The 23242-nt window shown below is 40.2% G+C and carries 22 protein-coding genes and 2 riboswitches; of the genes, 17 read left to right on the top strand and 5 right to left on the bottom strand.

The features are described 5' to 3' along the window. Nucleotides 1–136 precede the first annotated feature (136 nt). A riboswitch (SAM riboswitch) is annotated at nt 137–240 on the top strand. Nucleotides 241–318: 78 nt separating this feature from the next. Further along, a riboswitch (SAM riboswitch) is annotated at nt 319–424 on the top strand. A 100-nt stretch (nt 425–524) separates the two neighbouring features. From H0173_RS16265 to H0173_RS16250, 4 genes are all read left to right on the top strand, one after another. Beyond that, the gene (locus tag H0173_RS16265; protein ID WP_221847565.1) at nt 525–1550 is read left to right on the top strand and encodes a methionine ABC transporter ATP-binding protein; all 1026 of its coding nucleotides are present in this window, start codon (nt 525–527) and stop codon (nt 1548–1550) included. Then, nucleotides 1540–2190: a methionine ABC transporter permease gene (locus H0173_RS16260; RefSeq protein ID WP_221847564.1), complete on the top strand. Its 651-nt coding sequence runs from the start codon at nt 1540–1542 to the stop codon at nt 2188–2190. Before H0173_RS16265 ends, H0173_RS16260 begins: the two co-directional genes overlap by 11 nt. 15 nt (nt 2191–2205) lie before the next feature. Continuing rightward, on the top strand, nt 2206–3042 hold the full coding sequence (locus H0173_RS16255) for a MetQ/NlpA family ABC transporter substrate-binding protein (protein WP_221847563.1): 837 nt from the start codon (nt 2206–2208) through the stop codon (nt 3040–3042). Between the two features lie 169 nt (nt 3043–3211). Then, nucleotides 3212–4792: an acetolactate synthase large subunit gene (locus H0173_RS16250; protein WP_221847562.1), complete on the top strand. Its 1581-nt coding sequence runs from the start codon at nt 3212–3214 to the stop codon at nt 4790–4792. Nucleotides 4793–4884: 92 nt separating this feature from the next. Here the strand turns inward: H0173_RS16250 and H0173_RS16245 are convergent, their stop codons facing one another. Then, a complete protein-coding gene (locus H0173_RS16245) occupies nt 4885–5451 on the bottom strand; it encodes a hypothetical protein (RefSeq protein WP_221847561.1) in 567 nt (188 codons plus the stop codon). 74 nt (nt 5452–5525) lie between these two features. After that, nucleotides 5526–5798 (bottom strand): alpha/beta-type small acid-soluble spore protein, encoded by a 273-nt coding sequence (locus tag H0173_RS16240; RefSeq protein ID WP_221847560.1) that lies wholly within the window; start codon nt 5796–5798, stop codon nt 5526–5528. A gap of 170 nt (nt 5799–5968) precedes the next feature. On the opposite strand from H0173_RS16240, the gene H0173_RS16235 reads away from it, so the two are divergent. After that, nucleotides 5969–6202 (top strand): CsbA family protein, encoded by a 234-nt coding sequence (locus H0173_RS16235; RefSeq protein WP_221847559.1) that lies wholly within the window; start codon nt 5969–5971, stop codon nt 6200–6202. Between the two features lie 56 nt (nt 6203–6258). Here H0173_RS16235 and brnQ read toward each other — a convergent pair whose 3' ends face one another. Continuing rightward, entirely contained in the window at nt 6259–7602 is a 1344-nt protein-coding gene (brnQ, locus tag H0173_RS16230; protein ID WP_221847558.1) for a branched-chain amino acid transport system II carrier protein, read from the bottom strand. 379 nt (nt 7603–7981) lie between these two features. On the opposite strand from brnQ, the gene H0173_RS16225 reads away from it, so the two are divergent. The 7 genes from H0173_RS16225 to H0173_RS16195 all read left to right on the top strand — a co-directional run bounded on the left by H0173_RS16225 (nt 7982) and on the right by H0173_RS16195 (nt 17134). Next, nucleotides 7982–8665 carry a GntR family transcriptional regulator gene (locus tag H0173_RS16225; protein WP_221847557.1) on the top strand — a complete coding sequence of 228 codons (684 nt, stop codon included), beginning with the start codon at nt 7982–7984 and terminating at the stop codon, nt 8663–8665. A 507-nt stretch (nt 8666–9172) separates the two neighbouring features. Continuing rightward, entirely contained in the window at nt 9173–11152 is a 1980-nt protein-coding gene (gene uvrB, locus H0173_RS16220) for an excinuclease ABC subunit UvrB (protein WP_221847556.1), read from the top strand. A gap of 7 nt (nt 11153–11159) precedes the next feature. Next, entirely contained in the window at nt 11160–14039 is a 2880-nt protein-coding gene (gene uvrA / locus H0173_RS16215; protein WP_221847555.1) for an excinuclease ABC subunit UvrA, read from the top strand. A gap of 215 nt (nt 14040–14254) precedes the next feature. Continuing rightward, entirely contained in the window at nt 14255–14599 is a 345-nt protein-coding gene (locus H0173_RS16210) for a hypothetical protein (protein WP_221847554.1), read from the top strand. 671 nt (nt 14600–15270) lie between these two features. Then, entirely contained in the window at nt 15271–15591 is a 321-nt protein-coding gene (locus H0173_RS16205) for a magnetosome magnetite crystal formation protein family (protein WP_221847553.1), read from the top strand. Between the two features lie 30 nt (nt 15592–15621). Beyond that, a complete protein-coding gene (locus tag H0173_RS16200) occupies nt 15622–16737 on the top strand; it encodes a DUF4097 family beta strand repeat-containing protein (RefSeq protein WP_221847552.1) in 1116 nt (371 codons plus the stop codon). A gap of 37 nt (nt 16738–16774) precedes the next feature. Then, on the top strand, nt 16775–17134 hold the full coding sequence (locus H0173_RS16195; protein WP_221847551.1) for a phage holin family protein: 360 nt from the start codon (nt 16775–16777) through the stop codon (nt 17132–17134). 62 nt (nt 17135–17196) lie between these two features. Here H0173_RS16195 and H0173_RS16190 read toward each other — a convergent pair whose 3' ends face one another. Both H0173_RS16190 and nagB read right to left on the bottom strand, forming a co-directional pair. Continuing rightward, nucleotides 17197–17907 (bottom strand): N-acetylmuramoyl-L-alanine amidase, encoded by a 711-nt coding sequence (locus H0173_RS16190; RefSeq protein WP_221847550.1) that lies wholly within the window; start codon nt 17905–17907, stop codon nt 17197–17199. A gap of 124 nt (nt 17908–18031) precedes the next feature. Continuing rightward, entirely contained in the window at nt 18032–18757 is a 726-nt protein-coding gene (nagB, locus tag H0173_RS16185) for a glucosamine-6-phosphate deaminase (RefSeq protein WP_221847549.1), read from the bottom strand. 438 nt (nt 18758–19195) lie between these two features. Between nagB and hprK the strand changes: the two genes are divergently transcribed. From hprK to H0173_RS16160, 5 genes are all read left to right on the top strand, one after another. Continuing rightward, nucleotides 19196–20122, top strand: a complete 927-nt coding sequence (gene hprK, locus H0173_RS16180) for an HPr(Ser) kinase/phosphatase (protein ID WP_221847548.1) — start codon at nt 19196–19198, stop codon at nt 20120–20122. A gap of 96 nt (nt 20123–20218) precedes the next feature. Then, nucleotides 20219–21037: a prolipoprotein diacylglyceryl transferase gene (gene lgt, locus H0173_RS16175; protein WP_221847547.1), complete on the top strand. Its 819-nt coding sequence runs from the start codon at nt 20219–20221 to the stop codon at nt 21035–21037. Nucleotides 21038–21064: 27 nt separating this feature from the next. After that, entirely contained in the window at nt 21065–22018 is a 954-nt protein-coding gene (locus tag H0173_RS16170; protein WP_221847546.1) for a nucleoside recognition domain-containing protein, read from the top strand. Then, nucleotides 22002–22655, top strand: coding sequence for a pyrophosphatase PpaX (gene ppaX, locus H0173_RS16165; RefSeq protein WP_221847545.1), 654 nt, complete (start codon nt 22002–22004; stop codon nt 22653–22655). Before H0173_RS16170 ends, ppaX begins: the two co-directional genes overlap by 17 nt. After that, complete coding sequence (locus H0173_RS16160; protein WP_221847544.1) at nt 22652–23188, top strand: acyltransferase; 537 nt, start codon at nt 22652–22654, stop codon at nt 23186–23188. Before ppaX ends, H0173_RS16160 begins: the two co-directional genes overlap by 4 nt. The last annotated feature ends 54 nt before the right edge of the window (nt 23189–23242 follow it).

The following is a 23242-nucleotide window of genomic DNA, read 5'->3' as shown; positions in this document are numbered from 1 at the left end:
TGCCTCTTTAAGTTACAATTAGCTATCTTCAAAATAAGACAATATTACTATTTGAAAAATTATTCTGAAATAACCTTTGACTTTTATGCTTTCGCGTTGTAAAGTGTTAATTATGTAAAAGATGAATACGATTTACTTCTTATCGAGAGAGGTTGAGGGACTGGCCCAATGATACCTCGGCAGCAGAATCCATTCGGAAGACTGTGCCAAATCCAGCAAGATGATCTTGATAGATAAGAAGAGGCCATTTATGAGTATGTTGTCCTCTTCTGTTTGTAGAAGAGGTTTTTTATTTTTGAAAAATTTAATAATATTCAATTCTTATCGAGAGAGGTAGAGGGACTGGCCCGATGAAGCCTCGGCAGCGGAATCCGTTTAGGAGACTGTGCCAAATCCAGCAAGCACAATGCTTGGGAGATAAGAAGAGTTCTTTGCCTTTTTCGTTAAAGGATAGCCTCTTCTTGTCTATGGAAGAGGTTTTTTATTTTGAGGTCGATTGTTTAATGAAAAGAGGAGAGAGGTTCATGATTGAATTTCAGGATTTACGAAAGGTGTATGACAGCGGTGGAAAGCAGTTTGCTGCACTGAATGGGATCAATTTAAAAATTAACAAAGGCGAAATTTTCGGGGTCATTGGTTTTAGCGGTGCCGGAAAAAGCTCCCTTCTTCGCTGTGTGAATTTACTCGAGCGTCCAACTTCAGGAAAAGTAATTGTCGATGGCCATGATCTGACGGCCCTTTCCGCAAAGGAGATCAGAGAGATAAAAAGAAACATCGGAATGGTTTTCCAGCATTTTAATCTGCTAAACTCAAAAACTGTTTTTGCGAATGTTGCGATGCCGCTTACTCTTGCGAAAGTGCCGAAAGATGAAATTAAAAAGCGTGTAACTGAATTACTGGAATTTGTCGGGCTTGCTGATAAAGCGAATAATTACCCCGATCAGCTATCAGGCGGTCAAAAGCAGCGAATTGGCATTGCAAGAGCACTAGCGACTCAGCCTAGCATTCTCTTGTGCGATGAAGCAACTTCAGCACTGGATCCGCAGACAACGAGCTCTATCTTGCAACTTTTGAAAAAAATAAACGAGGAATATAACATCACGATTTTAATAATCACTCATGAAATGGCTGTTATAAGAGAAATTTGTGACCGGGTTGCTGTTATTGAGGCGGGACAGATCATTGAGAAAGGCTCCGTTTTTGATGTATTTTCGTCACCGCAAACGCAAACAGCCAAAAATTTCGTCAGCACTGTTATGAATGTTGGAATCCCTGATTCTATTCAGAAAATCGTTGAAAGCGGGCTGCAGAAGGTATACCAGATTAATTTTGTCGGCAGTTCAACAGGCCAGCCACTTCTATCAAAATTAGCCAAGCAATTTGATATTCATGTGAATGTGCTTTTTGGCAATATTACCGAGCTTCAGGGAACGCCATTCGGGAACCTGGTTGTAGAATTCCAGGGTACTGAGAGTGAGATTGATAAGGCGCTAACGTTCATTCACCAAGAGAATGTTTCAATAAAGGAAGTGAAACCAAATGCTAGTTAATCAAGATCAAATCATTGAAGCGTTAATGGAAACGATACAAATGGTTGCTTTCTCGCTCCTGTTTTCAGCGATTATCGGTCTGCCGCTGGGAGTCCTGCTCGTTGTTACAAGGAAGGGGCAGCTGCTTGAAAATCTGCCAGTTTTCAATGTGCTGAACATCATCATTAATATTCTACGTTCTGTTCCATTCATTATTTTATTAGTGGCTATTATTCCTGTAACTAGATTTATAGTGGGGACTTCCATTGGAACGGCGGCTGCGATTGTGCCGCTCGTATTTTACGCAGGTCCTTATATTGCAAGATTAGTAGAAAACTCCTTGCTGGAAGTAGACCCAGGAGTTATTGAGGCGGCAGCAGCGATGGGCGCAACACCGGCTCAAGTGATTTTCAAGTTCCTCATTCCAGAGGCGCTCAGCTCGCTCGTTTTAGGACTAACGATTGCAACGATTGGATTAATTGGAGCTTCCGCAATGGCTGGAGCAGTCGGCGGCGGCGGTCTCGGCGATTTAGCGATTACGTATGGATATCAAATGTTCGATACGACTGTCATGCTGATCACGGTTGGAATTTTAGTCGTGATGGTTCAAGGCTTGCAGTCATTCGGAAATATATTAGCAAAAAGAATTAGAAGACGATAAAGGGAGGAAATAAAATTGAAAAAACTATTACTATCCATTATTATTTTAACATTCGCGATTTTTAGTGCAGCATGTTCAAGCTCTAGTGAAAAAACAGGCGATGAAAAATCAAAAGTCATTAAGATTGGAATTAGTGGTGCAGATGATCGCGTTTGGCAGTTTATGGCTAAAAAGCTTGAAAAGGAAGGCATCAAAATCAAAATTGTCCGCTTCTCTGATTATGTGCAGCCGAATATGGCACTTGCAGAGGGAGAGCTTGATGCAAATGCGTTCCAAACAGTTGCTTATTTCGATGCTTTCATAAAAGAGCATAAATTAGATTTAACGCCAATCGCTACAACGATTATTGCACCTATGGGCATCTATTCTGATAAGTATAAAAAAGTGGATGAAATTCCTGACGGCGGAAAAATCGCGGTACCGAACGAAGCGTCAAACATGGGAAGAGCGCTGCTTCTTCTTCAAGAAGCTGGACTAATTGGGCTTCCAAAAGACTTTGACGGATTAGGAGCGATTGATAAAATCACAGACAATCCGAAACACTTAGAAATTGTACCAGTCGTGCCTGGCCAAACTCCACGAGTTCTTCCGGATGTGGCTGCTTCTGTTATTAATAATGGAATTGCAGTAGATGCAGGTTTTAGCCCAACACAAGACTCAATTTTCCATGAAAGTGCGACAGCTACACCATACATCAATATTATCGCAACAAGAACAGAAGATAAAGATAACCCAACATTGAAAAAGATTGCTGAGCTATTCCAGCAGGATGATGTGGCTGAATTTATCAATAAAGAGTATAAAGGAAATCAAATACCTACATTTGTTCCATTAAGCAAAATTGGCTGGTAGGTTATATAGAGCAAAGAAGGACGGACGGGGCGTTGATAACAGCTCCGTCTGTTTTTTTACACCAGAGTATATGTTTAGTAAAGAATTAAACTAGTTCAGCCCCGATAAATGATTCCGATGCATTAGGTAAAGACTATGAGTAGTCATCTACATGCATTGGGAGGTTCATATGAAAGCGACAGATGTTCTAGTTCATTGTTTAGAAAAAGAAGGTGTGCAATATGTTTTCGGAATAATGGGAAAAGAAACGTTAGATCTAATGGATTCTCTTTCGAAATCAAAGCAAATTCGGTTTGTAAATACGAGACATGAGCAGGGAGCGGCCTTTATGGCAGATGTGTATGGAAGACTTTCTCATAAGCCGGGGATTTGTCTAGCCACGCTCGGACCAGGGGCAGCCAATCTATTAACAGGCATAGCAAGCGCCACACTGGATTTTTCCCCGGTTGTCGCGTTTATTGGTCAAGCTGGACTAGATAGACAGCATAAAGAATCACATCAATATATAGACTTGGTAAAGCTTTTTGAACCTGCAACGAAATGGAGCGCACAAATTAAAGATTCGCAAAGTATTGTAGAAATGGTCCACAAAGCGTTTCGGATCGCAAAAACAGAAAAGCCTGGTGCGGTAATCTTGGAATTGCCGGAGAATTTAGCGCCTCAAATGATTCCTGATAATGCAATGGAATCTCTGCCTCCCCCGACCTATGTACCTTTAACAGAGGATATCCATGCAGCGGTCAAGCGGATTAATGATAGCCAAAAGCCATTTATCATCATTGGGAATGGAGTGATGAGGGGAAAGGCTGAGAAAGAGGTGCAAGCATTTATTGACTATCTTCAGGCTCCGGTAACTCATACGATGAAGGCGAAAGGTATTTTACCTAAAAATCATCCATGCAACTACTTTACCTTTGGATTCAACGAGCACGATGAGGTGCTGCCTGGAATCGAGGAATCGGATCTGCTTATCGTTATTGGATTCGATTTTGTGGAGCGGCTTCCAAAGGAGTGGAACAAAAAGAAGGTGCCAGTAATTCATATTCATGCCGTTCCTGCAGAATCAGACGAATATTATCCTATTGGAATGGAACTGACTGGGGCTATACAGAAAACATGCCAATCTATGAATGAGCTTGATATTAACCCGAAGCCATGGAAGCCCTCAGGAGAATTACGTGAGAAAATCATACAAGCCTATGGGTTAAATGAAACAACCTATTCATCCTTATCTATTACAGCTATTTTGAAAGCTGTTGAAAAACTGACAAATGAAAATACCGTTGTCCTATCAGATGTTGGCTTTCATAAAGTTTCGATAGCTCGTACCTTTCAGCCGAAGAACCCGAATAAATTGATGATTTCTAATGGACTTGCCTCAATGGGAATCGCCATTCCTGGTGCGATTGGAGCGAAGCTGGCATGTCCTGCTGATCCTGTTATTTGTATAACGGGTGATGGGGGAGCTCTTATGAATTTTGCGGAAATCGAAACTGCGGTTAGATTGGGATTATCTTTTATCATCATTGTCCTCAACGATTCCAAGCTGAAATTAGAAGAGAAAATGATGCTGCAATCTTTTTCTCACACGTATGGAACGGATTTTGGCAATCCTGATTACGTTCAGCTGGCGAAAAGCTTTGGAATAAGAGGAATGAGGCCATCCGATATTCATGAATTTGAACAAATGCTTGATGAAGCATTGAGGAAAAATGAGTTAACCTTAATTGAAATAAATCTGGAGGAGTAGAGAGGAAGGTCATCTCGAAAAAGAATGGCGGAGGATTGGAAAGACTGATAGATATGATTTCGGAATACTGGATAAGCCGCCAGAAACAGGCGTCATTTGGAAGGTGACAAAAAGATGATCCTTTTAAATCTTCCTAATAGCTTGCGGATTAAAGCTACCCAAATCCAACTGTAAAAAATAGAACAGATGAATACTGCGGCAAAAACAAGGAAACTAAATGAACTTGAAACAGCAGGTCCTAAAACAGGGAATTTTACAGCATACAACAAAACACTTATCCCGATTATTAATCCTGCTGCACCGCATAATACTTGGCTCCAGATCCCTTTGAATAAATGAAAAGATCCCCCGATAAATAGGCCCAGCAGTCCAGTCGTAAAAGGGAAAATAATGAGCTCAGACGGCTCGAGAATGAATAGTAATAGAGTGATTAATATATAGGAAAGAAAGCCAATCGGGATGGAGAAAATAGAGCAAAGGATGACAGGTGCGGTCGCCAAGGGGCTAATAAAATAACCAACAGCAGGTAAATACCCTCCTGCAGATTGAAAAATGGCCCCAATGCTGCTTAAAAGCGCAACGAGCACAATCTTCTTCGCTTTTGGCCATTTTCCAAATGCAGTTTGGATTTGCAAGATCTCTTTTTTGAAATCATACATAGCGGAACCCTCCTATGCCATCCACTATATGCATGGGACATAGGGACGGTTCCGCAGTCCCGTTGTGAACGCCTCTATTTCTTCATTCGCTCCTGAGCCATGCGGACAAGCTCCTTTACCATACTGCCGCCAATTTTTCCGCCGACCTTACCTGCTTCCCTTGAAGTCAGACGGCCATTATAGCCTTCCTGCAAAGGAACCCCAACTTCACTTGCTACTTCATATTTCACATTGTCAGGATTCTCTTTGTCCACTTGATAGCCTTCATTCGCCATTACCTTATTCTTAAACTGATCGAGAGCACCTCTGGAATCGGGAACGAGAGGTCTGCGCTTTCTTCTAGCCATGATTTACATCCTCCTTTGGTTTTACAAATAGTGTGTACGGAGATAATGGATTTATCCTGCGTACTAGGAGGAATAATCATGTAAAACCTATCACGATAGGGTATTCTATGTTATCTTATAGAAAATGACGGCTTTTCTATTTGATTATTATGTAAAAGAAGGTGTAATCAATGTTATTAAAATTCTTATCAGCTCTGCTGCTGCCTGGCTTGTTAGTGGTGCTGTTTACGAGAGTGGCTTACAATCATGTGATTGGTCTTGTGCTGACGGTCGCATTAATTGCAGCTTCTGTTTATAAAGGCTACACGGATGCGTTATGGTTAATTGTCGTTGATGCATTTTCATTAACGGTTGGCTTCTGGTACGCTAACCGCATGAAGCAGCAAACTCGAAAAAGAGCGTAAAAATAAAAAGGCGATTCTTCCTATCGAAGAGTCGCCTCTTTAAAATCACTTGTAATTTATCCTTCAATCGATTTAGCTTGGTAGCTTTCCTTCTTTTCGAAGTTAAATAGCGATCCAATCACACCGCCTACGATTGCCGGGATAATCCAGCCAATACCAACTCCATATCCAGGAAGGATGGCTGTAAATAAATTGTTTACGGCTTCAATGTTAATTCCAGCCGCATTTAATCCATCAAATACACTTACAATAAAGGTCATGATGATGCTGCCTTGATAAACACCTTTTTTCCCTTTGAAAAGAGGATGCAGGAATGTTAAGGCCATTAAACAGATAGCTAACGGGTAAAGTGCTACTAAAACCGGAACAGAAATAGAGATTAAAGCAGATAACCCAAAGTTTGCGAACACAGCGCTAAAGATGGAGAAAATTACTGCCCATTTTGTATAAGAAAAAGCAGGAACGATCTTATTGAAATAAGAGGCACATGCCGTAATAAGGCCGATGCTAGTTGTTAAGCACGCCGCTATTACGATCACGGCTAGTATAACCTTACCGAATGAACCAAAATAATGATTAGAAACAGCTGCCAGAACCGCGCCGCCATTTTCTAAATGTCCAATCCCTTCAACACTAGAAGCTCCCATAAATGCTAGAGAAGAATAGATAATCGCTAATAGGATTGCGGCAATGGAAGCTACTTTTAAGCTCGCTGTCATAATTTGTTTCTTCGATTGTGCTCCTTTGTCTTTCATTGTATTAACAATAATAATCCCGAAAACAAATGCAGCTAATGCATCCATCGTTAAGTAACCTTCTTGGAACCCTTTGAAGAAAGCATTATCCATATAAGTTTCAGTTGGTGCTTGGATTTTGCCAATTGGGTTAATGAATACAGTCACAATAAGAATACCGATGAAAATTAATAATAATGGCGTTAACACTTTTCCAACGATATCAACAAGCTTAGAGGATTTTAATGAAAAGAATAAAGTAACCCCAAAAAAGATAATCGAAAAAATGAATAATGGCAGAAAACTGTCGGTTTCACCTAAAAATGGTTTAATCCCGATTTCAAAAGATACTGTTCCTGTTCTAGGAATTGCAAATAAAGGACCGATTGATAAATATAAAGCAACTGTAAATAGGATTCCGTAAAAGGGATTCACGCGGCTTGCTAATGATTGTAAATCACTTTTACCTGAAAAGCCTAACGCTAAAATACCAAGCAATGGCAAACCTACACCTGTTACGATAAATCCGGCATTCGCTGCCCAAACATGCTCACCGGCCATTTGACCAAGCATAACCGGGAAAATTAAGTTCCCTGCTCCGAAGAATAAAGCGAATAGCATAAAGCCAACCGCGATTGTAAATGAAAATGACCCTTTCGATGACATTTAATTTCCCTCCTGTAGAATCTTCCAAAATAAAATGCTCGTGTACATGACCGATCATTCTATGAATCTCAAACAGAATCATTTAAAAAATATTAAGAAAATAAATTCTGATACTAGATTTCAGTTGTTGGAATGAATAAAAATTATTTTAATATTAAAAAGACAGTTGTCTTTATTGAAGAAAATATACCATATGAACTATATGTATGCAATATATTTCTGAAAATAAAGTTATATGAAAATATTTTTATGTAAAAATCATATGTAATATATTGTATTCATATTATTAGTTCAATATAATAAAAGCATTATTATGTATAGTGAAAGCGTTTTAATTGTAAAAAAATAACTTAGTTAATGTGACGAAGGGGGTATGAATATGCCAATACCAGCTAATTACTCGACTCCTGCTCGTATGTCTGCAAAAAAGCGTGCATATTCGCAACTTCTAGAATGGATCATTGATGGGACTCTGCACCCTAAAGAAAAATTACATGATGCCGATCTAGCACAGGCATTAGGGGTCAGCCGAACTCCTATTAGAGAAGCGCTACAGCTCCTTAGCTTTCAAGGGTTCGTTGAAATGTACCCAGGGGTTGGCACTCAAGTGACGTCAGTAAATAAAGAAGATATTAGCAAAATTTTGCCTCCATTAGGGGTCCTTCAAGCTTTAGCGGCAGAATTAGCTGCACCAATTATTACACAGGAAAAAATTGATTCCCTTCGTGAAATTAATGAGCAATTTGCACAGGCGGTTAACACAGGTGATTCGTATACAGCCTTAAAGCTTGATGAGGATTTTCATCAAAGCATTGTAGAGGTTACTGAAAACTCGTATATTTCTAGTACAGTATCTACACTCCAATCCCATGTTAGAAGGCTATATTTTCACAATTCCATCATCCTCACTCCTAAGTCTATTGAGGAGCATAATGCTATATTGAAAGCATTCGAGGATAGGAATAAAGAGGAAGCAGCCAGCATCGCCCGACAGAATGTCTTTGAAGCGATTAATATTTATTTTGATTCGCAAGAAAATGAAAAAAGTCAGAAAGAAGAATAGTTGTCACTCTAGTCTGCCCTCATTGAGGCAGGCTTTTTTTATTTGGAGGGAAGTATTTCGGATTGGAATAAAATAATCCGGAACTGGCGGATATAATCGGGAACTGGCGGATATAATCGGGAACTGGTGGATATATCCTGGAACTGGCGGATATATTCTACGTTTGAAGGTTTTAATCAAACGTTTGATTAATTAGTAAAAGATCAATTTAAACAAACGTTTGATTAATAAAGATTTACCTTGATATGTCTGGGGTTAAATGTATTTAAACAAACGTTTGATTAATAAGAATAGAAGCATTTAAACAAACGTTTAATTAATAAAATGATCGGAAAAATAGGAAGACTTTTTTCTCCAACAGGATTAATTTAAAAAATAATCGAATATCCGTTCGTATATTAGTGGTTAGTTTTTAATGCTTTGTGGTAGAATGTGTATAGTATGTTTCTGTGATTAAAGTGATTATTTAATCCTTTCTATATAGAAGAAAGAAACGGGAGGCTTTGTATGAAGGACCAATTTAAACTAGTCTCAAAATATACTCCCCAAGGAGATCAGCCAGAAGCGATCAAAAGGCTAGTAGCGGGGATCAACTCCGGCAAAAAGCACCAAACGTTATTGGGAGCGACAGGTACTGGTAAGACCTTCACAATCTCAAACGTTATTAAAGAAGTGAACAAACCAACTTTGATTATTGCACATAATAAAACACTTGCAGGGCAGCTGTACAGTGAGTTTAAAGAGTTTTTCCCTGATAACGCGGTTGAATATTTCGTCAGCTACTATGATTATTATCAGCCCGAAGCTTATGTTCCCCAGACAGATACATTTATTGAGAAGGATGCGAGTATTAACGATGAGATTGATAAGCTTCGTCACTCAGCAACATCCTCTTTATTTGAGCGGAAAGACGTTATTATCATTGCCAGCGTTTCTTGTATTTATGGCTTAGGTTCTCCTGAGGAATATCGGGAGCTCGTACTTTCACTGAGAACGGGGATGGAGATCGAAAGAAATCAGCTTCTTCATCGTCTTGTGGATATTCAATATGAACGAAATGATATTGCTTTTCAGCGTGGAACCTTCCGGGTGCGAGGAGATGTCGTCGAAATTATTCCTGCTTCTAAAGATGAACGCTGTATTCGAGTGGAATTTTTCGGGGATGAAATTGACCGTATTCGCGAGGTGGATTCACTAACTGGTGAAATCATTGGCGATCGCGAGCATGTAGCCATTTTTCCAAGATCCCACTTCGTAACCCGTGAAGAAAAGATGCGTCTAGCTATTAAAAGCATTGAAGAAGAATTAGAAGTAAGACTGAAGGATTTAAGAGATAATGATAAGCTTCTCGAGGCTCAGCGCCTTGAACAGCGGACCCGCTATGATCTTGAAATGATGAGGGAAATGGGCTTTTGCTCCGGGATCGAAAACTACTCAAGACATCTGACATTAAGACCCCCAGGATCTACACCTTACACATTAATGGACTTTTTCCCAGAAGATTTCTTGATCGTCATTGATGAATCACATGTGACTTTACCGCAAATCCGCGGAATGTATAATGGAGACCAGGCACGGAAATCAGTTCTTGTTGATCATGGCTTCCGTCTGCCATCGGCCCTAGACAACCGTCCTCTTATGTTTAATGAATTTGAAGAGCATATTAAACAAATTGTTTACGTATCGGCAACACCAGGACCGTATGAGATTGAGCATACGCCTGAAATGATTCAGCAAATCATCCGACCGACTGGACTACTCGATCCAACCATCGATGTCCGTCCAATTGAAGGACAAATAGATGATTTAATTGGTGAAATTCATGATCGGATAAAGCGAAATGAACGTGTTCTCATTACGACCTTAACGAAAAAAATGTCTGAAGATTTAACAGATTATTTAAAGGAAATTGGCATCAAGGTGCAATATTTGCATTCTGAAGTGAAAACGTTAGAAAGAATTGAAATTATTCGTGAGCTGCGTCTCGGCACTTATGATGTTCTAGTAGGGATTAACCTATTAAGAGAAGGGATTGATATTCCGGAAGTTTCGCTTGTGGCCATTTTGGATGCAGACAAAGAAGGCTTCCTCCGTTCAGAGAGGTCACTTATCCAGACAGTTGGCCGGGCAGCTCGTAATGCGAATGGTCATGTCATCATGTATGCGGATAAAATGACAAACTCCATGGAATTAGCAATCAGCGAGACGAAACGGCGCCGTGCGATTCAGAAGGAATACAATCAAAAGCATGGAATTACACCACAGACGATTCAAAAGGAAATCCGTGATGTCATTCGGGCCACGATTGCTGCGGAAAACCCGGAAGAATATAAAGCATCAGCGAAAATTGGCAAGCTGAATAAGAAGGAACGCGAAAAACTGATAGAAAATATGGAAAAAGAAATGAAGGAAGCGGCAAAAGCGCTCAATTTCGAACGTGCTGCCGAGCTTCGTGATTTAATTCTAGAGCTGAAAGCGGAAGGATGACGTAAAGATGGCGATGGAAAATCTAATTGTCAAAGGCGCCAGAGCCCATAATTTAAAAAATATTGATGTCACCATTCCGAGAGATCAATTAGTTGTGCTGACAGGACTTTCTGGATCTGGGAAGTCCTCGCTTGCCTTCGATACGATTTATGCTGAAGGGCAGCGAAGATATGTAGAATCATTATCTGCTTATGCACGCCAATTTCTTGGACAAATGGACAAACCGGATGTAGATGCGATTGAAGGCTTGTCTCCTGCGATTTCTATCGACCAAAAAACAACGAGCCGAAATCCGCGCTCGACTGTCGGAACTGTGACCGAAATATATGATTATTTAAGATTATTATTTGCCAGAGTTGGGCGACCAACCTGTCCAAATCATGGCATCGAGATTTCTTCTCAAACAATTGAACAAATGGTTGATAGAATAATGGAATATCCAGACCGAACAAAGCTTCAAGTCCTTGCTCCAATTGTTTCAGGAAGAAAAGGCACTCATGTAAAAGTATTAGATGAAGTGAAGAAGCAAGGATTTGTCCGTGTCCGCATTGATGGGGAGATGCACGACCTTGGTGAGGAATTTGAGTTAGAAAAGAATAAAAAGCATTCGATTGAAGTAGTTGTAGACCGAATTGTCATAAAAGAAGGGATTACTGCTCGCTTAGCTGACTCGATTGAAACCGCCTTAAAGCTTGGAAGCGGAAAGGTGCTAATTGATGTGATCGGTGAAGAGGAGCTTCTATTTAGTGAAAATCATGCATGTCCGCATTGCGGTTTTTCAATCGGAGAGCTTGAGCCGCGGATGTTTTCCTTTAACAGTCCGTTTGGAGCCTGTCCAGAATGTGATGGACTTGGATCTAAGCTTGAAGTAGATGTTGACCTTGTCGTACCTAATCGGGATTTATCCCTACGCCAGCATGCCATTGCCCCATGGGAGCCAACAAGCTCGCAGTACTATCCACAGCTGCTTGAGGCGGTTTGCACCCATTACGGTATTGATATGGATGTTCCGGTAAAGGAAATTCCTGAGCATCTTTTTGATAAAATTTTATATGGGTCCAATGGGGAGAAAATCTTCTTCCATTATGAAAATGATTTTGGCCAAGTAAGAGAAAATCTCATAGAATTTGAGGGAGTTATCCGAAATGTCGAACGCAGATATAAGGAAACAAGCTCAGATTATATTCGTGAGCAAATGGAAAAGTACATGGCCCAGCAGCCTTGTCCAACTTGTAAAGGCTACCGTTTGAAAAAAGAAACGTTGGCTGTTCTTATTTCCGGCCAGCATATCGGAAATGTTACAGAGCTTTCTGTAGAGGAAGCGTTTAAATTCTTTGATGAGTTAAATTTAACAGAGAAAGAAATGAAGATTGCGAATCTTATTTTTCGAGAAATCAAGGAACGCCTTGGCTTCTTAGTGAATGTCGGGCTGGATTACCTGACGTTAAGCCGTGCTGCCGGAACGCTTTCAGGTGGGGAGGCACAGCGAATCAGGCTTGCCACCCAAATCGGTTCACGATTAACAGGTGTGCTTTACATTCTTGACGAGCCATCCATTGGTCTGCATCAGCGTGATAATGACCGGTTAATCGATACGATGAAAAATATGCGCGATATCGGCAATACCCTTATTGTTGTTGAACATGATGAGGATACAATGCTCGCAGCTGATTATCTCATTGATATTGGTCCGGGGGCTGGTGTTCACGGAGGGGAAATTGTTTCGGCCGGAACTCCTGAAGAGGTTATGAATGATCCACATTCTTTAACTGGCCAATACCTATCAGGGAAAAAGTTCATCCCGCTTCCAGTTGAGCGCCGAAAAAATGACGGACGTTTTATGGAAATCAAAGGAGCAAAGGAAAACAACCTGAAAAATGTCAGTGTGAAATTTCCGCTCGGAACGTTTATTTCTGTCACCGGTGTTTCTGGATCAGGGAAAAGTACGTTAATCAATGAAATCCTTCATAAAACGCTGGCTCAAAAGCTTAATCATGCAAAAGCAAAGCCTGGTGAACATAAAGAAATTAAAGGAATTGAGCATTTAGATAAGGTGATCGATATTGACCAATCACCGATTGGAAGAACACCTCGCTCGAACCCGGCAACCTATACAGGCGTTTTTGATGATATTCGCGATGTTTTTGCATCAACAAATGAAGCGAAGGTCCGCGGCTATAAGAAGGGCCGTTTCAGCTTTAACGTTAAAGGCGGCCGCTGTGAAGCCTGCCGTGGGGATGGAATTATTAAAATTGAAATGCACTTCCTGCCGGATGTGTATGTCCCATGCGAGGTATGTCACGGAAAACGCTATAATCGTGAAACGCTTGAAGTGCAATATAAAGGGAAGAACATTTCCGAAATACTTGATATGACTGTGGAAGACGCAGTAGAATTTTTCGAAAACATTCCAAAGATCAGCCGCAAGCTCCAAACGATATATGATGTTGGACTAGGCTATGTCAAGCTTGGACAGCCAGCAACAACCCTTTCTGGAGGGGAAGCCCAGCGTGTGAAGCTCGCATCTGAACTGCATCGCCGTTCAACTGGCCGTTCACTCTACATTTTGGACGAGCCAACGACTGGACTTCATGTCGACGATATTGCGAGATTGCTTATCGTTCTGCAGCGTCTAGTAGAAAATGGCGATACCGTCCTAGTTATCGAACATAATCTTGATGTTATTAAAGCGGCAGACTACATTATCGATCTTGGTCCAGAGGGCGGAGATAAAGGCGGAACGATCATTGCTACAGGTACACCAGAACAAGTAGCGGAAGTTCCAGCTTCCTATACCGGAAAATATTTAAAGCCTATCCTTGAACGCGACCGGGAACGAATGAAAAAACGAATTGAAGAAAAAGTGGCTAGCGTTACACAAGTCTAGTCTTTGTAAGAAGCAGTGTCTATTTTACGGCATTGCTTCTTTTTTTGAAAAAAGCTGCTAAATGTTGTTAATGTTCTCTAAAGGATCGCTTCAAAAAGAAATATCTATGAAAACGCATTGTAAACGAATAGAAACGTCCCTGTAAATATATTCCGTTATACTCTCCCCAAGGATAACTTTGTTAATAAAAAATTATCGTAAGAGGAGGGGCATATATGGAAGCATACTTAGAAAAGTCGTTAGAGGAGTGGAAGGAGGACATTTCGGAAGTTCTGGATCAGATTAATCTCGAATATGAGGAAGTCATGAAGGAACTAAAGGTGTACACCTATAAATATGGGATTACGAAACAAGTCATTCAATCCACGGTGAATGAAGAAATCATTGAGAATATCCGTCAAAGATACCATAAGCCATTTGAAGAGAAATACAGCGAGCTCAAAGAATACATAAAAGACCTCGATGAAAAAAGAAAAGTCTTTCAAATGTTCGTAAATAAAATTGATGAAGTGAAAAGAAAGGAAGCCCCGCGAATCGACCTCGCCGCTGCTTTTAAATAAACTCTAGATTGGTATAAAGCTTTTCTCATGCACTAATTAAATTGGGAAGATAACCTCAATTATTTTCCCAAATTTCGCATGTTCTATCAAAGTTGGGAAGATGACCTCCATTTTATTTTCCCGAAATTCGTATGCTCTACCAAAGTTGGGAAGATAACCCTCAATTATTTTCCCGAAATCCGAATGCTCTATCAAAGTTGGGAAGATAACCCTCAATTATTTTCCCGATTTTCAAATGCTCTATCAAATTTAGGAAGATACCCCCTAATATTCACCCTACTAAAAAAGAAACTTTTTATTTATGAAATGAAAACCTATTTAATTTCATTGAAACCCTAATCAAATAAAAATAGCGCTTCTATATTCAAAAAAATACATCCCAATGCCATCTTCAAATTTCAATATCAGCTTTTTTACGTGGTAAAATGTAGAAAAAGGAATTTTTATGTAGAATTGAGATAACTATTAAAATGGGGCTGAAACACAATGAAAGATGTACTCATGATTGATTGCGGAGAAATTTTATTAAGGGAGTTTACGGTTGACGATGTGGATGCCATCTATGAAATTACGTCTCGGCAAAAAAAAGTAATTGGCTGAAAAATAAAACTTCCTAAAAATGAAACCTTCTCTTTCCGTTTGCGTACATATTGACAAAGGAGCTGTTGAAAATGGAAACAAGCAAAGTGCTTTCAGGGCTTGGTTATTTGAGTGTTTTGTTTGCAGGCATTCTTTTTCCATTAGTTTTATTTTTGGCAACTGAGGATAAACGTACGAAAAAGCATGCGAAAAAGGCTTTTTTATCACAGTTAATTGTACTTATCCCACTGCCTTTTGTTATTTTTGCGGCGATTGATGCAGCCAGGACGAATACACCCGAAATACCTATTATGCTATTGGTAAGCGTCCTATTCACTATAGTTGTAAGCCTTATTGTGGCTATATGGAATATTATTAAAGGCATTCAGGTTTTTACATCAGACAATTTTTAAGAAACATAAAATCGATGTGGAGGGATTATGATGCAAGCAGAGCGCAAACGGATATTGAAAATGGTTGAGGATGGAAAACTTACGGTGGATGAGGCTCTTTTCTTATTAGAAGAGCTGGAAAAGACGAATAAAGTAGCCGAGGAAAAGAAGGGTGATCTTGTTCAGGAATTGTCCACTACCGTCAAATTTGAAGAAGCTAAAAAAGAGGATGCTTTCAATTACAAGTTTCAATCTGCGAAGGATAAGATTCTTGATTTTGTTGATACAGCCTTTAAGAAAATCAAGGATATGGATTTAGATTTTAACTTTGGCCATTCTGCTGACATCACACATATTTTTCAGCAAAGCGATGTATCCATACAAGATGTAGACATTGATATTGCCAATGGGAAAATTGAAGTGATCCCGTGGGGACAAAATGACGTTCGAATTGAGTGTAAGGCGAAGGTATATCGGGTAGAAACACAGGAAGAAGCGCGCAGAAACTTTTTAAATGATGTTGCGTTTGCAATTGATGGACAAAAGCTTCGTTTTGCCACACAGCAAAAGTGGATGAAGGTAGAAGCTGTTGCCTATATTCCTCAATCCGAATATGATAAAGTAAAAGTGCGCTTGTTCAATGGGGCCATTGACAGCCAACGCTTAAACGTAAAAACATTTAAAGCGAAAACAGCAAATGGAAAAGTTTCATTGCAAGAAATGAACAGCAAATATACAGAAGTAGAAACCGCAAACGGAAAAATTTCTATTCTGAAGAGCCACATTGACCAAATTGAAGCGGAGACACTTAATGGTTCGATTCATGTTGATGGGGCATATGAAAAAATTGATCTTCAATCCTTTAATGGTGATGTTTTCTGTGCTGTGAATGAAGGAAAATGTGAGATTATTGATGTGAAGGCGGTTGCTGGCAAGATTGAACTCGAGCTGCCTGAGCGTATAACTGTTAATGGTGAGCTGAAAACAAATCTTGGCAGCCTGCATGTCAATCTTGATGGCATTCAGATTGTTGAGGATAAAAGCGATGTCATTCAAAAGGTGCTGCGCTTCCAATCTGTTAACCAATCAGAACAGTCATTAAGATTGAATGCTGAAACGAAAACTGGCGCCATTCATATTAATAAGGCAAAATCTGTACTTTTTTAAACTCAAATTTTAGTATGCGATTACGAGGTGTTTTTCGATGAGATGGGTTGCAGGAATATTAATTAATGCTATATTATTTGTCGCTATAGCTGGCTTTTTAGATGAATCCTTTTACGTATCGAGCTTCGGAGCTGCTGTTGGGGCAAGCGCGATCCTGTCGATATTAAATATCCTCGTAAAGCCGATATTAATTATCCTAACGTTGCCGGTTACCTTACTGTCACTCGGGTTATTTCTATTTGTGATTAACGCCATTACTTTGTTGATTACAGATGAAATCATGGGAAGTTCATTTGAAATTGCTGGCTTTGGGACTGCACTGCTCATGGCGGTTGTCATGTCCATTGCAAATCTCATTATCCAAAAAGCAATACTTGACCCTGCCAAAGACAAATAGTAGTTTAAAACACTAAAGGGGCAGCTCTAAGCCGATTTTTTCAGCTTGGAACTGCCCCATTTCTATTCAAAATATATATATGGCGAATAGCCAAGCTTCTTTAATGCATGCACAAGCTCTTCTGCATTTTTTCGTTCTTTAAAAGCCCCTGCTTGAACTTTGTATAGCCCTTCTTTTACCTGAGCTGATGGGGATGAGCCGCTCGATTTATTTGCTGCTGTTTTTAGAACAAAGCCGTATTGATCAGCAAGAGCCTTTACAATGGCCTCCGCACATGTCTTTCGATACGTTTCCGATTTCAGTAAAGCGGCTTCTTCACGGTTTGTCATAAAGCCGCATTCTGTTAAGACTGCTGTCATATTTGTTTCTCGAAGCAAGTGAAAATCGGCTGTTTTCACCCCGCGGTCTCTCAATCCTGTGGCAATGACTAAATTTCTTTGAATTTTTTGAGCAAGTTCAACCGCCTCTTTCGGCTTAGTCGAATATACATATGTCTCAATGCCATTTGCCTCGTTCCATGTTGAACCGTACGCATTTGCATGAATCGCCACATAAACATTTGCCTTGAGCACATTCGCTTTATTTGTCCGCTCTTTAAGAGGGACATCTTGAACGTCAGAGTGAGCAAAATAAACAGTTATATTTTGATAGTTTTCTAATAATGGTTTAGCATAGTGAGCAACAGCTCGGTTAAATTCATATTCCTGCATTCCATCAGGGCTTCGCTTACCGGGCGTATGATAGCCATGGCCAGCGTCCAGTATGATTTTCATAAGTCTGGTCCTTTCCTTTTAAAAAATTATCTATTCATCTTTACCATATAAATAGATTTTATAAATGGACATGGAGCATAAAAAATAGAAAAGGAGATGGCTGTTTCACCATCTCCTTAACATCCTATACAAGCTTAAGTGCTTCTTCATCTGCAATAATCGTAAAATTTTGATGATTTTTTAGTGCAGATGCAGGTATGCTTTCATTAATTTCTCCATTAATCAGCTCACTAATGGCTTTTGCTTTAGACGCTCCAGATGCGAGTAAGATTACTTCTTTGCTAGCCATGATTGTTGCAATTCCCATAGTGACCGCATGAGTAGGAACTTCATCAAGCGAATTGAAAAATCTTGCATTTGCCTGACGGGTATTTTCTTCAAGCTCGATCATATGTGTTTTGCTGCTAAAAGGAGTTCCGGGCTCGTTAAAGCCAATATGTCCGTTTTCTCCGATGCCAAGCAGCTGCAAGTCAATTCCTCCAATGGATTGGATCAACGCCTCATAACGATCGCATTCTGCTTGTAAATCTTCAGCAGTACCATTCGGAAGATGGGTTTGGGAATGTGGGACATCAATATGATCTAAAAGCTCTTCCTTCATAAAATAATGGTAGCTATTCGGGTCATGTTCATCGATTCCAACATACTCATCAAGATTAATAGTTGTTATTTTACTATAAGAGGTTTGATTTTGAACATGGTCTTCGATTAGCTTCTTGTAAACTCCTTTAGGCGTACTGCCGGTTGCAAGGCCAAGAGTGATTTCCGGATTATTTCGTATCCGGTCAATCATCATTTCTGCTGCTTTCAAGCTCATTTCTTCATAGTTAGCGGTTCGAATAATTTTCATTCGTTTCCTCCTTTGATGTAATACTACATTTTTACTCATTATACTTTCATTTTCATTTAGTGAAGATTGTCATCATTTTTATCTTTTATCAAGAAATCTATTAATGATCATATTCATTTTATTATAAAATCATTTATATGATGCTGTCTATTTCGAACTGGGACTGACATCCAGTCAATATTAATTTTTCGAATGTTTCAGAACGAAGAATTTGGTTCTGTCTTAAAAAATGCTAAAATAGGTGATATGTGAAAAACTTTATAGCCGCAAGTGACTGATGGGATCATTTTTTAATAAGGCGGTTTACAATAGATAAAACAGCCTTTAGTAAATCAAAAGTACAAAAATAACTATTATTGATTCGCAATGGGGTTAACTGATTTTCCTAGTAAATAAGAAAATAAAAGCTCCACCTTTTTTCAAGAGGAGGTAATGGAAATGGCTAAAGTCTGTACGAAAGACATAGTAGAAAATTTTGGCCTTGAGTTAATTTGCGGGGAAGAGGGAATCAATCGGCCGATAACTACGAGTGATATTTCCAGGCCTGGCATTGAAATAGCGGGATATTTTGAATTTTATCCGGCTGAACGAATTCAACTAATTGGGAAAACAGAACTCACGTTTACGAAGGAATTAAGTATAATTGAACGGCAGCTTCGCTTCGAGCGATTATGTACGGATATTACTCCGGGCATTATTATTTCCAGAGGCTTAGAGATTCCTGAAGAGTTAATTGTTGCCTCTGAGCGTGAGGCGGTTCCACTACTTAGAACAAAGCAAAAAACAACTAGATTTTCGAGCTTGCTGACAAATTATCTTGAAAGCAAACTAGCTCCAACTACAGCTGTTCACGGGGTTCTTGTGGATATATATGGTGTAGGTGTACTGATTACAGGGAAAAGCGGTGTCGGTAAAAGTGAAACAGCCCTTGAGCTTGTCAAACGGGGCCATCGCCTTGTAGCAGATGATTGTGTGGAGATTAGGCAGGAGGATGAAAACACTCTTGTCGGCACATCGCCGGAACTAATTGAGCATCTGCTTGAAATCAGGGGACTCGGCATTATCAATGTTATGACGCTGTTCGGTGCAGGAGCGGTTCTTAGCAATAAACGAATTTCCATTGTGATGGATTTAGAGCTATGGAATCCAAAAAAGCAATATGAGCGCCTTGGGCTGGATGAGGAGAAAATGAAGATTATTGATGTTGATGTTCCGAGATTGACCATTCCGGTTCGCCCCGGCCGGAACTTAGCTGTTATTATTGAGGTAGCAGCGATGAACTTCCGGTTAAAGCGTATGGGTGTCAACGCAGCGGAACAATTTACGAGCCGCCTCGCAGATGTCATTGACGACGGCAAAGAATAGGTGTCAGACACCCTTTGTGGACATTTGAAGGGTTTGTCTCTGTGTGATGGACATAGCTTTTATCGTAAAAAATGAAGATGTAAAGGAGCAATGACTATGGAATCAACAATTCAGCCACTAAATCCAATTGCGATTTCTCTAGGGCCGATCGAAATCCGCTGGTACGGAATTATTATTGGCATTGGTATTGCCTTGGCTCTAATTCTTGTCATGAGAGAAGCAGAGAGAAGGGGACTGCAAAAGGATTTATTTGCAGATTTAATGCTATGGGCTATTCCAATCGCGATCATTTCAGCACGAATTTATTATGTTATTTTTCAATGGGATTATTACAGTCAAAATCCAGGGGACATCATTAAGATTTGGGAAGGCGGCATCGCGATTCATGGTGCCTTGATTGGCGCAGTCATTACGACCTATGTTTTTGCGAAAAAGCGCAGTGTTTCATTTTGGAAGCTGGCTGATATCGCTGCACCGAGCATCATTTTAGGGCAGGCCATTGGCAGATGGGGCAACTTTATGAATCAGGAAGCCCATGGGAGAGAAGTAGCACGTTCTTTTTTAGAGGGTTTGCATTTGCCGGACTTTATTATTAACCAAATGTATATTAACGGCACTTACTATCATCCTACTTTTTTATATGAATCGCTTTGGAATATTGCCGGTTTCGCCATTCTTCTATTATTAAGAAGAGTAAATTTGCGCCGCGGCGAGCTATTCCTAACTTATGTTATCTGGTATTCCATCGGGCGCTTCTTTGTTGAAGGCATGCGTACGGATAGCTTGATGCTTACAGAACACCTAAGAATCGCCCAGACGATCTCAATTGTTCTTATTATTGGATCAGTCGTTTTGCTCGTGTTAAGAAGGATGAAGGGTTATTCTAATGTCCGTTATTTAGATAATGGAGCTTAAAATATATAACATTAAGGGAGAATAGAAATGTTACTACAATCGTCCAAAAAAGGGATATTGGTCGGGTTGAAGACATCTTGGACGCTTGGGAAGGTTATTTTTCCCGTCACATTGATTGTCGCAATCCTGCAGCATACGCCTGTCCTGCCATGGATCATTAAGCTGATCACTCCGCTTATGAACCTTATTGGCTTGTCAGGAGATGCAGCCATTCCGATCGTTTTAGGAAATTTGCTTAATTTATATGCGGGGATTGGAGCAATTCTATCTCTCGATTTAACAGTAAAAGAAGTATTCATTATTGCCGTTATGCTGTCGTTTTCGCACAATTTGCTCATTGAATCCAGCGTCGCGGTCAAAGTTGGAGTAAAGCTGTGGATTATGATTGCTGTAAGACTTGGATTAGCTATTATTTCAGCGATCATTATCCATTTAGTTTGGCACGGCGGATCGGAAATAGCCAAGTACGGAATAATCCCGGCAAAAGAAGAACAGCTGTCTGGCTGGGGCTCCATTGTGCTGGATGCTTTGCAAAAAGCAGGACTTGGCGTCTTTCAGCTTGCCATTATCGTTATCCCGCTTATGGTTGTGATTCAATTATTAAAAGACTTGAACTGGCTGGCTGTTTTTTCAAAGTGGATGGCACCTGTGACAAGACTGCTGGGCATGAAGGAAAATACCTCGACAACGCTTGCGGCCGGTTTACTTTTCGGTTTAGCACTTGGAGCGGGCGTCATGATTGCAGCGGTTAAAGAGGATGGAGTCAGCAAGAAGGACGCTACTCTTGCATTTATTTTTCTTGTGGCCTGCCATGCTGTCGTTGAGGACACGCTCATATTTGTGCCGCTCGGCATACCGGTGCTTCCGCTTCTGCTCATTCGTTTAGGAGTCGCCATTCTGTTAACGTTAATCGTTTCACTCATCTGGAATCGAGTCCATGCCAATAAAAGAAAGGAAACAGTATATGAACACACAAGTTAATACAATCTTATTTGATTTAGATGGAACACTGATCGATACGAATGAACTCATCATTTCCTCTTTTTTGCATGTATTAGGAAACTATTACCCAGACTGCTATAAGCGAGAGGATGTCATTCCTTTTCTCGGACCGACATTAAGGGAAACATTTGAATCTATTAATCCGGAAAAAGTGGAAGAAATGATTGTGGCATACAGAGAATTCAACATTGGAAACCATGACCTGCTCGTAAAAGAGTTCCCGGGTGTATTTGAAACAGTCAAAACGTTAAAGGAATCCGGCTATAAAATTGGAATCGTGACGACAAAGATGTTAAAAACCGTTAAAATGGGCCTTTCCCTAACGAAACTGGATCAATTTTTTGATGTTGTCGTTGCATTAGATCACGTACAAAAACCTAAGCCAGATCCTGAGCCGATATTAAAAGCATTGGAGCTGCTGCAATCTAAGCCGGAAGAGGCTATCATGGTGGGAGATAATTCTCATGACATTTTAGGCGGAAAAAATGCCGGCACGAAAACAGCTGGTGTTGCTTGGAGTGTAAAGGGTAAAGAGTTTTTACAAGGATTCCAGCCAGATTATATGTTAGACAATATGGCTGATTTACTCGATATTCTTAAGGTAGAGTCAAGATGAGGAGAACGGAGCGTTTTCCAGTAGAGGGGGGAAATTCCCTCTGGCATGTGTACAAAACCGTTCCATTTTGGAAAGTCGTGAAAAATTTCGCTGTCATTCAGCTGGCACGCTATACCCCGTTTCTGGGTATGAAAAATTGGCTTTACCGGACTTTTTTGCGAATGAAGGTGGGGGACCAAACATCCTTCGCGCTCATGGTTATGCTGGATGTCATGTTTCCGGAAAAAATCAGTGTTGGCCGAAATACCGTCATTGGCTATAACACGACAATTCTTGCCCATGAGTACTTAATTAAGGAATACAGGCTTGGAAATGTGGAGATTGGCAGTGAAGTCATGATTGGCGCCAATTCCACTATTCTGCCTGGCGTCACAATCGGGGACGGAGCGATCGTGTCAGCAGGCACGCTTGTCCATAAAGATGTCCCGCCTGGCACCTTTGTTGGAGGAAATCCGATGAGGGTCATTTATACAAAAGAAGAACTAGAAAAACGGTGGGCAGACGACCCGATTTATGGTGTAAATAAGGAATAATGTATGAAGCTCTGGTTAGTGTAAATGAACTGCCCCCTGTCAAATAGACAGTGG

The sequence above is a fragment of the Bacillus sp. S/N-304-OC-R1 genome, assembly GCF_019749375.1.
Taxonomy (GTDB): Bacteria; Bacillota; Bacilli; order Bacillales; family Cytobacillaceae; genus Cytobacillus.
The sequence above is the reverse complement of the archived record's forward strand: the minus strand, read 5'-3'. Positions and strand labels throughout refer to the sequence as shown.

What these genes read in the sequence shown, in the direction of transcription:
- H0173_RS16240 (WP_221847560.1), bottom strand. Translation starts at nt 5,798, where the DNA reads ATGGCTAGAAGAAAGCGCAGACCTCTCGTTCCCGATTCCAGAGGTGCT.
- H0173_RS16265 (WP_221847565.1), top strand. Translation starts at nt 525, where the DNA reads ATGATTGAATTTCAGGATTTACGAAAGGTGTATGACAGCGGTGGAAAG.
- H0173_RS16250 (WP_221847562.1), top strand. Translation starts at nt 3,212, where the DNA reads ATGAAAGCGACAGATGTTCTAGTTCATTGTTTAGAAAAAGAAGGTGTG.
- H0173_RS16190 (WP_221847550.1), bottom strand. Translation starts at nt 17,907, where the DNA reads ATGAAAATCATACTGGACGCTGGCCATGGCTATCATACGCCCGGTAAG.
- H0173_RS16260 (WP_221847564.1), top strand. Translation starts at nt 1,540, where the DNA reads ATGCTAGTTAATCAAGATCAAATCATTGAAGCGTTAATGGAAACGATA.
- ppaX (WP_221847545.1), top strand. Translation starts at nt 22,002, where the DNA reads ATGAACACACAAGTTAATACAATCTTATTTGATTTAGATGGAACACTG.
- H0173_RS16210 (WP_221847554.1), top strand. Translation starts at nt 14,255, where the DNA reads ATGGAAGCATACTTAGAAAAGTCGTTAGAGGAGTGGAAGGAGGACATT.
- H0173_RS16200 (WP_221847552.1), top strand. Translation starts at nt 15,622, where the DNA reads ATGCAAGCAGAGCGCAAACGGATATTGAAAATGGTTGAGGATGGAAAA.
- H0173_RS16235 (WP_221847559.1), top strand. Translation starts at nt 5,969, where the DNA reads ATGTTATTAAAATTCTTATCAGCTCTGCTGCTGCCTGGCTTGTTAGTG.
- H0173_RS16245 (WP_221847561.1), bottom strand. Translation starts at nt 5,451, where the DNA reads ATGTATGATTTCAAAAAAGAGATCTTGCAAATCCAAACTGCATTTGGA.
- uvrB (WP_221847556.1), top strand. Translation starts at nt 9,173, where the DNA reads ATGAAGGACCAATTTAAACTAGTCTCAAAATATACTCCCCAAGGAGAT.
- H0173_RS16205 (WP_221847553.1), top strand. Translation starts at nt 15,271, where the DNA reads ATGGAAACAAGCAAAGTGCTTTCAGGGCTTGGTTATTTGAGTGTTTTG.
- lgt (WP_221847547.1), top strand. Translation starts at nt 20,219, where the DNA reads ATGGAATCAACAATTCAGCCACTAAATCCAATTGCGATTTCTCTAGGG.
- nagB (WP_221847549.1), bottom strand. Translation starts at nt 18,757, where the DNA reads ATGAAAATTATTCGAACCGCTAACTATGAAGAAATGAGCTTGAAAGCA.
- H0173_RS16195 (WP_221847551.1), top strand. Translation starts at nt 16,775, where the DNA reads ATGAGATGGGTTGCAGGAATATTAATTAATGCTATATTATTTGTCGCT.
- H0173_RS16160 (WP_221847544.1), top strand. Translation starts at nt 22,652, where the DNA reads ATGAGGAGAACGGAGCGTTTTCCAGTAGAGGGGGGAAATTCCCTCTGG.
- H0173_RS16225 (WP_221847557.1), top strand. Translation starts at nt 7,982, where the DNA reads ATGCCAATACCAGCTAATTACTCGACTCCTGCTCGTATGTCTGCAAAA.
- brnQ (WP_221847558.1), bottom strand. Translation starts at nt 7,602, where the DNA reads ATGTCATCGAAAGGGTCATTTTCATTTACAATCGCGGTTGGCTTTATG.
- H0173_RS16170 (WP_221847546.1), top strand. Translation starts at nt 21,065, where the DNA reads ATGTTACTACAATCGTCCAAAAAAGGGATATTGGTCGGGTTGAAGACA.
- uvrA (WP_221847555.1), top strand. Translation starts at nt 11,160, where the DNA reads ATGGCGATGGAAAATCTAATTGTCAAAGGCGCCAGAGCCCATAATTTA.
- hprK (WP_221847548.1), top strand. Translation starts at nt 19,196, where the DNA reads ATGGCTAAAGTCTGTACGAAAGACATAGTAGAAAATTTTGGCCTTGAG.